Origin of the sequence: Amycolatopsis rhizosphaerae (genome assembly GCF_007713715.1) — a bacterium.
GTDB lineage: Bacteria > Actinomycetota > Actinomycetes > Mycobacteriales > Pseudonocardiaceae > Amycolatopsis_E > Amycolatopsis_E rhizosphaerae.
The window spans coordinates 17,583-27,597 of the sequence record NZ_VJWX01000040.1; the positions used below are offsets into that span (position 1 = coordinate 17,583).

Sequence of the window (10,015 nt, forward strand, 5' to 3'; positions counted from 1 at the left end):
GGACACTAGAGTGAAACGATGGCTTCCGGAATCGGCACGGCGATTCTGTGGTTTCGCCGGGATCTGCGGCTGGGAGACCATCCTGCGTTGCTGAGCGCACTGGCGCGCACACGCCGGGTACTCGCGCTGTTCGTGCTCGACGACGTGCTGCTCGTCCGGGCGGGAGCGGTCCGCGCCTCCTTCCTCGACGAATGCCTGCGCGCGCTCGACGGGCAGTTGGGTGGCCGCCTGCTGGTGGTCCGGGGCGATCCCGTGACCGAAGTGCCGAAGATCGCCGAGGAGTTCGGTGCCGTCAGTGTGCACGTGAGCGCCGACTTCGGGCCGTACGGTACGCGCCGCGACCGCGCGGTCGAAAGAGAGCTCGGCCGCCGGGGGATCGACTGGGTGGCCGAGGGGTCGCCGTATGCGATCCCGCCGGGCGTGATCACCAAGCCAGACGGCGGGCCCTACCGGGTGTTCTCCGCCTACTACCGGGCCTGGCTGCGGCATGGCTTCCCGCCGCCGTACCGCGGATCCCCGTCCGGAAGATCCACAGTGGACTGGCTCGAACCCGGGCGCGAATCGGCCTTGCCCGCCGCACCCGGACGTGACGTGCCGGGGCTTCCGCCCGCGGGTGAAGCGGCGGCGAACCGGATTTGGCGGCGGTTCCTGCGTGCGGGCCTTGACGAATACCACACCGCCCGCGACCGCCCGGACCTGCCGGGCACCACCCGGCTCTCACCCCATCTGCACTTCGGCTGCCTCCACCCGCGGTCGCTGCTCGCCGATCTGGCGGAGCGTTCCGGCCCCGGCGCCCAGGCGCTGACGTCCGAGCTGGCCTGGCGGGAGTTCTTCGCGGACGTCCTGTGGCACCGGCCCGACGCGGCGCGGCACAACTACGACCGCCGTTTCGACGGAATGGACTACGACTTCGACTCCGAGGCCTTCGAGCGGTGGTGCGAGGGCCGCACCGGATTCCCGATCGTCGACGCCGGGATGCGCCAGTTGCTCGCCGAGGGCTGGATGCACAACCGCGTGCGCATGATCGCGGCCAGTTTCCTGGTCAAGGACCTCCACCTGCCCTGGTGGTGGGGTGCCCGGCACTTCCTGCGCCACCTCCTCGACGGCGACCTGGCCGCCAACCAGCTGAATTGGCAGTGGGTCGCGGGCTCCGGCACCGATGCCGCGCCCTATTTCCGGATCTTCAACCCCACCGCGCAGGGGGAGCGATTCGACCCGCGCGGCGACTACGTCCGCCGGTACGTGCCGGAACTGCGTGCCGTGCCCGGAAAGGCCGTGCATCGGCCATGGCGGCTGCCGGAACCGCCCACGGGCTACCCGGCGCCCATGGTGGACCACGCCCACGAACGCCGGGTCGCCCTCGAACGGTTCGGCCGGATCAGCCGAGCAGCGCGGACTTGAGGCCGAGCCTGCTGCCGGTGTGCAGCACCGCGTTGCGGTAGACGCGGGAGCCGAGCCAGGTCACCACGGCCGTGGTGAGCAGCGTCAGCACCAGGGTCAGCGCGATCTCCCAGCCCGCGGCCGCACCGGTGGCGATCCGGGCCGGCATCAGGATCGGGGAGAACAACGGGATCAGCGACAGGGTGCGGACCGTGCCGCCGGTGGGGTCCTGCAGCAGTACGTTGAAGCCCACCACGAACCCGATCATCAGCACCATGCTGACCGGAGTGATCACCGAGGCCGCGTCCTCCTGGCGCGAAACCAGGGAACCGGCCGCCGCGTACACCGTGGCGTAGAGGAAGAATCCGACGACGTACCAGAGGATTCCCCAGGCGACGGTGCCTGCCGCGACCCCGGCGAGGGTGAGCACCCCGGTGCCCTGGGCCATGCCGAGTCCCGCGGCGGCGAGGATGAGGATCTGGACCAGGCCGACCAGGCCGAGCCCGAGCACCTTGCCGAGCATCAGCTGCCATGGCCGCACCGTGGACAGCAGGATCTCCACCACGCGGCTCGCCTTCTCCTCCACCACGCCCTGCGCCACGAAGGCGCCGTAGGTCTGGATGCCGAAGAACAGCAGGAAAACCGTGATCAGGCCGATCGCGAGGCGCTGGCCGCGCCCCGGGTCCGGCGGTTCGATGGTGGTGACCCCGACCTGGGTGGCGTCGACCTCGCGCATCACCAGCGCCGGGTCCTGGCCCGCCTCCAGCAGCTTCGCGTTGAGCACCTGCTGCCGTGAGACGCCGTTCAGCGCCGCACGCAGCTGACCGTCCAAATCGGACTTCACCAGCACCTGGAGATCCGCCGCGCTGCCGGACACCAGCAGGTCGAGATCCCCGTCGGCCACTCGTGCGCGCCCGTCGGCCGGGTTGAGCACCACGGTGGTTTCCACGTCCTTGCCCGCCGCGGCCCCCGCGGCCTTCAGCTGGGCCGCGATGCCGATGGCCTGCCCGGTGAGCCCGATCTTCGCCTTGTTGGCGTGACCGAACAGGCTGGCCTGCAACAACAGGTAGCCGGCGAGGATCACCAGTATGACCGCGGTGCCGACGACGAAGGACCGCGTGCGCAGCCGGGTGTTCAGTTCCCGGCGGGCGATCAGGCCGATCGCCCTGAGCGGGGTGACGGGATGCGGTGTGGTCATTTCGGTTCCCCCGCGACGACGTTGCGGAACAGCTCGGCGAGGCTCGGCCGCAGCCTTCGGAACTCTCGCACCGGGCCGGTGGCGGTGGCGGCGGCGAGCACCAGCTGGTCGTCCACCTCCGGGGCGAGCTCCAGTACCGTGCGCGCCGGCTCCTCGCTGACCACCTGCACCCCCGGCAGTTCCTTGGCCCACCCGGGACGGGCCTCTGGCACCGAGACGATCAGCTGGGCGCACGCTCCCGCGGTCAGCTCCTCGACCGAACCGCAGGCCACCAACCGTCCACCGCGGATGATGCCGATCCGGTCGCACAGCCGCTCGACCAGGTCGAGCTGATGGCTGGAGAACAGCACCGGCACCCCGGTCGCAGCCTTCTCCCGGAGCACCGCGCTCATCACGTCCACCGCGATCGGGTCGAGGCCCGAGAACGGCTCGTCGAGTACGAGCACCGCCGGATCGTGGACGAGTGCGGCCGCGAGCTGGACGCGCTGCTGGTTGCCGAGGCTCAGTTTCTGCACCTCGTCCAGCCGCCGTGGCGCGAGCCCGAGGCGGGAAATCCAGGTCTCGGCGCTCTTGTGCGCGGCGTTGGCGCTCAACCCGTGCAGCTCGGCGAGGTACACCAGTTGGTCGAACACCTTCATCTTCGGGTACAGACCGCGCTCCTCCGGCATGTACCCGAAGCGGGTGCGGGTCTCGTGCGTGATCGGCGAGCCGCCGAACCGCACCTCGCCGGAATCGGCGGCAAGCACGCCGAGCGCGATGCGCATCGTGGTGGTCTTGCCCGCACCGTTGCTGCCGACGAAACCGAACAGTTCCCCGGCGCGGACTTCGAAGGAGACGCCGTCCAGCGCGACCTTGTCACCGTAGCGTTTGGACACTTGGCGGATTTCCAGGTCAGGCAACGCGATCCTCCGGGTCGTCGTCGGGCAGCGTCCAGCCGAGGATAATCGCCGGAACCGATCCGCCCAGCATGAGCAGCGCGGCGAGCATCAGCGCGCCGCGCAACGCCGCGTTCTCCAGGTGGCTGATCGCGAGCAGATAGCCCAGGCCCAGCACCATCAGCGTGGCGAGGGCCTGGTAGCCGAAATAACTCACGCGGTGGCGCAACTCGCGCTCGCGCTCGTCGAGCAGGGCGGAGAACGAGCTGCACATCTTGCCGGTCAGGACACGCAACAGCACGAAGGACGCGAGCCACGCCAGGTAGCTCGCGAACCAGAAGGTGAAGAACCACGGGTTCGGCGCCGGGCCCATCAGGGCCGCGTCGACGATCATCACCAGACTCGCGGCGACCAGCACCATGGTGAGTGTGCGGCGGTGCCGCCGGGTGCGCCAGCCGGGGAGCATCCGGGAACGCCGGACTTCCCGGCGCTCCAGATGATCGAGGAAGCCTTCCCACACACGTTGGCCGGTGACGTTCATCGTTCCCCCTTGCCGTAAACCTGGGTGGACAGTGGCGCGAACGGCTCGCGGTTGAACACCGCCTCGACCGGGAGGCCGAACACGGCGCAGATGCGCAGGGCGAGATCGAGGCTCGGGTAGTGGTCGCCCCGCTCCAGTGCACCGATGGTCTGCGGGTTGACCTCGACCGCCTCGGCCAGCTCCGCCCGGCTCAGACCCCGCTCCGCCCGGAGCACCGGCAGGCGGTTGTAGATTGGCAGCTCTTTGCCACGTCTGACCGGACTCATACAATGGATCGTTGCAAAAACCCAATGACCGCCGCAAGGGGCCACGCCCGATCAGGGCACGTGCGAGTTCAGGGGTGGAGCGCGGATTCCAGTTGGCGGGCCAACTCGGCCAGTAGCGCCCCGGCGGGCACGTCGGCGGTGGCGGGGCGGAAGGACAACACGAAGGACTGGACCACCAGCAGCACGGCGCGGGCCTGGGTGGCGAGTTCGCCGGCCCGCACCGAACCGTCCCGGTGGCCTGCCGCCAGCAGCGCGGTGATGAACCGCTCACCCACCTGCTGCGTGCCACCGAACCTCTCGACGAGATAAGGCAGCAGCAGTTCGGCATCCACGTCGATCACGGTGCGCATCAGCTCGTCCTCGTTGAGCAGCCGGACCGCGGCGACGGCGCTGCGGACCAGCCGCTGCCGCGCGTTGCCCGCTTCGGCGCCTTCGGCCATCGCCTGCTGCAGCAGCGCCCCGAACTCCCTGGTCATCAGGGCGGAGAGGACGCTGCGCACGTCGGGGAAACGCCGGTACAAGGTCATCCTGCTGACCCTTGCGGTCCTCGCGATCTCGGCGAGAGTGGCGCGCCGCAGGCCCACCGCGAGGACGCATTGACGTGCGGCGTCGAGCAAAAGGTCGTCGGCGACACGGGCGGTGCTCTGCCGGGCCCGGGTATGGGCGAGGTTGGATGCGCGTGCAGATGAACGTGCAGCCGGCTCCGGCGGGGACGAGGGGGACCGGTCTTGTCCGACCGCGGTGTGACCGTCATCGTCCATGTGTCGTTGTCACCGTGCCCTCTTCGGTTCCAGGCGGGCGATATTAGACCATTCGACGGCCAGCCTCGGCGCCGCGGCGGAATTTCCCTCACGTCCAGGGTCTTTTGTCACCTTCTGGCGAGATTCCGTTCGCCTGCCCGCCGGATCCTCCGCGGCGAGGCCGGATCAGGAGAACTCCACCACGCTCCGGAGCACCTCACCCTTGTGCATGCGCTCGAAGGCGCGTTCGACGCCGTCGACGGAGATCCGCTCGGTCACGAACTTCTCCAGCGGCAGCCGGCCCTGCAGGTAGAGGTCGATCAGCATCGGGAAGTCGCGGGAGGGCAGGCAGTCGCCGTACCACGAGGACTTGAGCGAGCCGCCCCGCGCGAAGAAGTCGATCAGCGGCATGTCGTCGAGCCGCATGTCCGGCGTGGGCACGCCGACCAGCACCAGCGTCCCGGCGAGGTCCCGTGCGTAGAACGCCTGTTTCCAGGTCTCCGGACGGCCCACCGCGTCGATCACCACGTCCGCGCCGAACGAATCGGTGAGCTCCCGAATGGCCTGGACCACGTCGTTCTGGCCGAGGCCCCGCGAATTGATCGTGTGGGTGGCACCGAACCCCTTGGCCCACTCCAGTTTCCGGTCGTCGGTGTCCACCGCGATGATCGTGCGCGCGCCCGCGAGGTACGACCCCGCGATCGCGGCGTCCCCGACCCCGCCGCAGCCGATCACCGCCACCGTGTCGCCGCGGCCGACCGCGCCGGTGTTCAGCGCCGCCCCGAGCCCGGCCATCACCCCGCAGCCGAGCAGACCGGCCACCGCGGGCTCGGCCTCGGGACTGACCTTCGTGCACTGCCCGGCGTGCACCAGCGTTTTCTCCAGGAACGCGCCGATGCCCAGCGCCGGGGTGAGCCTGGTGCCGTCGGCCAGCGTCATCGACTGGTTCGCGTTGTGGCTGTTGAAGCAGTACCAGGGGCGGCCGCGGCGGCAGGCCCGGCAGGTGCCGCAGACCGCGCGCCAGTTGAGGATGACGAAGTCGCCGGGCGCCAGGTCGGTGACGCCAGGGCCGACCTGCTCGACGTAACCCGCCGCCTCGTGCCCGAGGAGGAACGGGAACTCGTCGTTGATCCCGCCCTCGCGGTAGTGCAGGTCGGTGTGGCAGACCCCGCACGCCTTGACCGAGACCACCGCCTCACCCGGCCCGGGGTCGGGCACGATCACCGTCTCGAGCGAGACCGGCTCGCCCTTCGCGCGGGAAACGACTCCCTGCACCTCGTATGGCATCTGCGCTCACCCCTCCGGCTGATTCGGCCGATCCTCTCTTCGCAGCTTGCCACGAAACCGGTGCCGCCCGCGACAGCGGCCACCGCGTCAGGTTCCGCTGCCCAAAACAGGCTCCAGGTCAGTTCGAGGAGGCCTGGTCGGCGCCGGGGGTGATGATGTAGGCGACGCCACCGCTGCCGTCGGCCACGGCGCCGCTGGCCGTGTAGCGCTTGGTCCGCAGCCAAACGGTTTCGAACTGGGCTCGCTTGTACACGGTGCGCACGTTGGCGTCGCTGTTGGACGCCGGGTCGTTCGTGATCACATCGCCGTCCGCGGTGAAGCCGACGACCACCATCAGGTGCCCCGCGGTGCCGTAGCCCGCCCCGTCGAGTTCGTCGGCCCGGAACGACTGCGAAGTGATCACCGGGATGCCGTGCGCGATGTAGTCCTCGAGTTCGTTCAGCGAGTGCAGCCGCGTGACGTGGCCGTGGAGGCCGAACCCGGCCGCGTAGGCGGTGTTGAACGGCCAGTTTCCGGTGCCCTCGTAGGAGTAGTCGTAGGTGTAGCGCGCGGCGTAGTCGACGGTGCGGTCCACGTAACCGGACGGGATCCAGGACATGTCTTCTTCCCGGGGACGGCGGCCCCAGTATTCGACGACCATTTCCGTGGACGTGGGGCTGCACCAGTTCTCGCCGCCGCCGCCGTACTCCGGGAAGTGTCCTTTGTGGAGGTTCTGGGCGTAGGCCGGGACGGGCAGTTCGATCCCGCGCGCCTTGCCGGGACGCGAGGCGGGCACCGCGAAGCGGTCGGGGATCGCCGAGGTCATCGCGCCCACCGTGCCGAGCACCGGGCTCGCCGCGCTGCCCACCTCGCGGTAGAGGCTCACGCGCAGGCGGTACGAACGCAGCGTCACGCCGGGCTTCATGACCAGGGTGTCCACGCTGACCTCGGCGTCGGCGTCGTCCTGCCCGTCCACGCTGGTGCGCCGGATGTCGGTGTCCCCGCTGGCCCAGCGGCCCATCACGTACCAGGCGGTCTCCGCGCCGGTTTCCGTCTCGCCCTGCGCCTCGACCTGCAGCCAGGTCTTGTCGGGGGTCCGCGCGTTCCACGACGCGATCAGTTCGGTGGCCCCGAATCCGTGCCGGTAGACCGGCGAGGTCCACTGCCCGTATTCGTAGTCCTTGCCCTCGTAGGCCAGCGTGCCCGCGGGCCTGCCGAGGCCCAGCCCGCCGGGCACGGCCACCACCCCCGAGAACGCGCCGGCGTGGAAGGCCGAGCCGGACCATTCGTGGTAGTTCACCGGTGCGGCGGCAGGACGGCCCGGACGAGCCTCGGCGGTCGGGAGGGCGGTCACCGTCGCCATCATCGCGACGGTGACCAAGCTGAACAGGCGGCCTGCACGCATCCGGGTCATGGCGTGATTCTCGCGCCCGCCCGCAGTGGTGTAAACCATTTGCCTACTAACGGCGCATCCCGCGCGCCCTACAGAACGGCTTGGCTCTGCGTCACCTTGGCGACGAGCCTGCCCGCGTCGTCGTGGATCTCGGTTTCGACCACGATCACGCGCCGCCCGGCCTGCAGCGGCTTCGAGGTCGCGGTCGCGTACCCCTCGCGCAGGCCGCGCAGGAAGTTCGTCTTCGATTCGATGGTCGTCGTGCCCTGCGCCCCCTCTGGCAGGTTGAGGAAGGCGCACACCGCCGCGGTGGCGTCCGCCAGTGACATCAGCACCCCGCCGTGGAGCACACCGCCCAGCGTGCACAGCGAGTCCTCCCACGCCAGTCGCGAGACGACGGCGTCCTTCGCGTGCCGGAGCACCTCCACGCCCAGCCGCTTGGTGAACGGCATGGTCTGGTGGAACAGTGCGGTGCCCGCTTCGTCGAGTTCACTCATGCGGCTCAGCGTAGGGGGTGCACGACCAGTAGTTCGGTGTTCCGGTCGGCCGCCGCGCCGAGGCGGTCGAGCTTGGCGTGGATGTCGTTGTAGGACAGTTCCCGGTACAGCGAGGCCAGTGCGGGCAGTGACCGGTTTCCGTAGTCCACCGAGTAGGGTGCCTCGGCCTCGATGAGCGTGGTGAACAGCGACAACGTGCCGTCCCCGTTGTCTGCCACCTCGATCGCGCGCGCGTGCTGCGGGAAGTCGATGTGCGAGGCGGTGTTGATCTCCCAGAAGCCCTGCGCCGGGGTCTTGCCAGGGTGTGCGGTGATCTTGTTGAGGTGGGTGTGCCCGTTGACCCAGGCCAGCACGTTCGGGAACCGGTGCAGCAGGGCGACGAACGTGTCGCCGTTCAGGCGAGGTTCGAGCGGGTGCCGGGCGTCGGGCAGGAGGTTGCCCATGGTGGTGGAGGTGTGGTGGCTGAACAGGACGAACAGTTCGTCGGTCACCTGGTGGTGGACCTTGTTGCCCCAGAAGTCGTAGTAGGCGGAACTGCCGCGGGTAAGCGCCTTCTCCACCCACAGGTACTGCTGCAGCCCGATCGAGCCGTCCGCGAAACCGCCGAGCGTGGTGGTGTCCAGGCTGATCCCGGTGATGCCGGGGGCGATCCGGAACGTGTAGTAGACGTTCGCCCCGTCGGCGTTGTTGCCGGTGAAGCCGTGGCCCTCCGGGCCGGGACCGGTGTTGGCCGCGTCGAGGTGGGCCTGCACGAACTCGGCGGTGGTGAACGGCCTGCGCCTGCTGTCGGGCGTGATCTCGCGGACAACGCCGCCGCCGAACAGTTCGGAGACGGGAACGGTGGCGCCGGGCGTCTTGATCGCGGCGGCCAGTTTCGCGGTGGTGCTCTCGTCCTTGCCGATGACCTTGTAGCGGCCGGTGTACCACTCGGCGAGGCCGGGGATGCCGTCCGGCAGGGTCCCGACGACGCTGTCGTCGTGGTTGCCGAAGGTGCAGTACCACGGGACCCTCAGCCCGGCCGAGGTGAAACTCGCGCCCGCGGCGGTGAGCAGGCCGGGGATCCGCGGGAAGCCCTTGGCCGTGTAGGCGTCGCCGCCCAGTGGTTCGTCCGGGTTCCAGAACAGCGGGGAGCCGGAGGCCTGGACGCCTTCGTAGCGGGTGGGGTCGCCCGAACTCGGGGTGATCGTGCCGCCGTTGAGCAGCTTGAGGAACCAGTCGAGTTCGAGGTGCTCGTGGTTGTCGGTGTTGTCGCCCGTGGTCATCACGAAGTCGAACGGCCTGCCGGTGAACGGGCCGAGGCGGAGGCTGTTCACCCGGCCGACGAGCGCGGCGGTGGCCGCGGTGCCCAGCGTCTCCTGCGGGCGGTGCGCGGAGCCGATCAGGTCGTGCAGGTATTCGAAGCGCGCCGGGCTTTCGGTGTCGGTGATGTGCAGGTCGGTGAACTGCACGAACGAGGCCAGTCCGGTCCGCCGGTCGTCGCGGCCCGCCCGGCCCGCGACCAGGTCCTCACGGACGACGAGCGGCCAGCCAGGGCCGGCGGTGAGGCGCGTGTAAGCGCTTCCCAGAGTGACGGGGATGGCCGCGGAAGCCAGTGTCGTCCCGGTCGTGCGCACCGCGCGCTTCGCGCTCGCCGCCGGGGCGGCCAGCACCAGCCCGAGCCCCGCGAGCCCCGATGCCGCCACGAATCCGCGCCTGGAAATCATGCCCATCCCACGCCACCTCTCCTGGTCGGCGGAAAGCCTGCCGGGAGAGGCTAACGAGGAGATGACCTGCAGAAGAGCAAAACGCGAAAACTAATCGCATTTCCACCCGTTCGGAGGGCCGTGAAGGGTCCCTTCACAGTCGAATCGACTGTGAAG

At 69.6% G+C, this 10,015-nt stretch carries 10 protein-coding genes; 1 reads left to right on the forward strand and 9 read right to left on the reverse strand.

The window, feature by feature from the left end; genetic code table 11:
• Positions 1 to 18 precede the first annotated feature (18 nt).
• Positions 19 to 1,401: a cryptochrome/photolyase family protein gene (locus FNH05_RS06820; protein WP_144586426.1), complete on the forward strand. Its 1,383-nt coding sequence runs from the start codon at positions 19 to 21 to the stop codon at positions 1,399 to 1,401.
• Here the strand turns inward: FNH05_RS06820 and FNH05_RS06825 are convergent.
• From FNH05_RS06825 to FNH05_RS06865, 9 genes are all read right to left on the reverse strand, one after another.
• Complete coding sequence (locus FNH05_RS06825; protein ID WP_144586427.1) at positions 1,379 to 2,578, reverse strand: ABC transporter permease; 1,200 nt, start codon at positions 2,576 to 2,578, stop codon at positions 1,379 to 1,381. The two genes, FNH05_RS06820 and FNH05_RS06825, sit on opposite strands and share 23 nt — an antisense overlap.
• Entirely contained in the window at positions 2,575 to 3,477 is a 903-nt protein-coding gene (locus tag FNH05_RS06830) for an ABC transporter ATP-binding protein (protein WP_144586428.1), read from the reverse strand. The genes FNH05_RS06825 and FNH05_RS06830 overlap by 4 nt, the downstream gene beginning before the upstream one ends.
• Positions 3,470 to 3,994, reverse strand: a complete 525-nt coding sequence (locus tag FNH05_RS06835) for a hypothetical protein (RefSeq protein ID WP_144586429.1) — start codon at positions 3,992 to 3,994, stop codon at positions 3,470 to 3,472. The genes FNH05_RS06830 and FNH05_RS06835 overlap by 8 nt, the downstream gene beginning before the upstream one ends.
• Entirely contained in the window at positions 3,991 to 4,260 is a 270-nt protein-coding gene (locus FNH05_RS06840; RefSeq protein WP_144586430.1) for a helix-turn-helix transcriptional regulator, read from the reverse strand. Before FNH05_RS06840 ends, FNH05_RS06835 begins: the two co-directional genes overlap by 4 nt.
• A 68-nt stretch (positions 4,261 to 4,328) precedes the next feature.
• Positions 4,329 to 5,021, reverse strand: a complete 693-nt coding sequence (locus FNH05_RS06845; protein WP_144586431.1) for a TetR/AcrR family transcriptional regulator — start codon at positions 5,019 to 5,021, stop codon at positions 4,329 to 4,331.
• A 165-nt stretch (positions 5,022 to 5,186) separates the two neighbouring features.
• Positions 5,187 to 6,287 carry an S-(hydroxymethyl)mycothiol dehydrogenase gene (locus FNH05_RS06850; RefSeq protein WP_144586432.1) on the reverse strand — a complete coding sequence of 367 codons (1,101 nt, stop codon included), beginning with the start codon at positions 6,285 to 6,287 and terminating at the stop codon, positions 5,187 to 5,189.
• Between the two features lie 118 nt (positions 6,288 to 6,405).
• Entirely contained in the window at positions 6,406 to 7,680 is a 1,275-nt protein-coding gene (locus FNH05_RS06855) for a C39 family peptidase (RefSeq protein ID WP_144586433.1), read from the reverse strand.
• A gap of 68 nt (positions 7,681 to 7,748) precedes the next feature.
• Complete coding sequence (locus FNH05_RS06860) at positions 7,749 to 8,156, reverse strand: PaaI family thioesterase (protein ID WP_144586434.1); 408 nt, start codon at positions 8,154 to 8,156, stop codon at positions 7,749 to 7,751.
• A 5-nt stretch (positions 8,157 to 8,161) separates the two neighbouring features.
• On the reverse strand, positions 8,162 to 9,865 hold the full coding sequence (locus tag FNH05_RS06865) for a TIGR03767 family metallophosphoesterase (RefSeq protein ID WP_144586435.1): 1,704 nt from the start codon (positions 9,863 to 9,865) through the stop codon (positions 8,162 to 8,164).
• Between the last annotated feature and the right edge of the window lie 150 nt (positions 9,866 to 10,015).

What these genes read in the sequence shown, in the direction of transcription:
- FNH05_RS06820 (WP_144586426.1), top strand. Translation starts at nt 19, where the DNA reads ATGGCTTCCGGAATCGGCACGGCGATTCTGTGGTTTCGCCGGGATCTG.
- FNH05_RS06825 (WP_144586427.1), bottom strand. Translation starts at nt 2,578, where the DNA reads ATGACCACACCGCATCCCGTCACCCCGCTCAGGGCGATCGGCCTGATC.
- FNH05_RS06835 (WP_144586429.1), bottom strand. Translation starts at nt 3,994, where the DNA reads ATGAACGTCACCGGCCAACGTGTGTGGGAAGGCTTCCTCGATCATCTG.
- FNH05_RS06840 (WP_144586430.1), bottom strand. Translation starts at nt 4,260, where the DNA reads ATGAGTCCGGTCAGACGTGGCAAAGAGCTGCCAATCTACAACCGCCTG.
- FNH05_RS06845 (WP_144586431.1), bottom strand. Translation starts at nt 5,021, where the DNA reads ATGGACGATGACGGTCACACCGCGGTCGGACAAGACCGGTCCCCCTCG.
- FNH05_RS06850 (WP_144586432.1), bottom strand. Translation starts at nt 6,287, where the DNA reads ATGCCATACGAGGTGCAGGGAGTCGTTTCCCGCGCGAAGGGCGAGCCG.
- FNH05_RS06855 (WP_144586433.1), bottom strand. Translation starts at nt 7,680, where the DNA reads ATGACCCGGATGCGTGCAGGCCGCCTGTTCAGCTTGGTCACCGTCGCG.
- FNH05_RS06860 (WP_144586434.1), bottom strand. Translation starts at nt 8,156, where the DNA reads ATGAGTGAACTCGACGAAGCGGGCACCGCACTGTTCCACCAGACCATG.
- FNH05_RS06865 (WP_144586435.1), bottom strand. Translation starts at nt 9,865, where the DNA reads ATGGGCATGATTTCCAGGCGCGGATTCGTGGCGGCATCGGGGCTCGCG.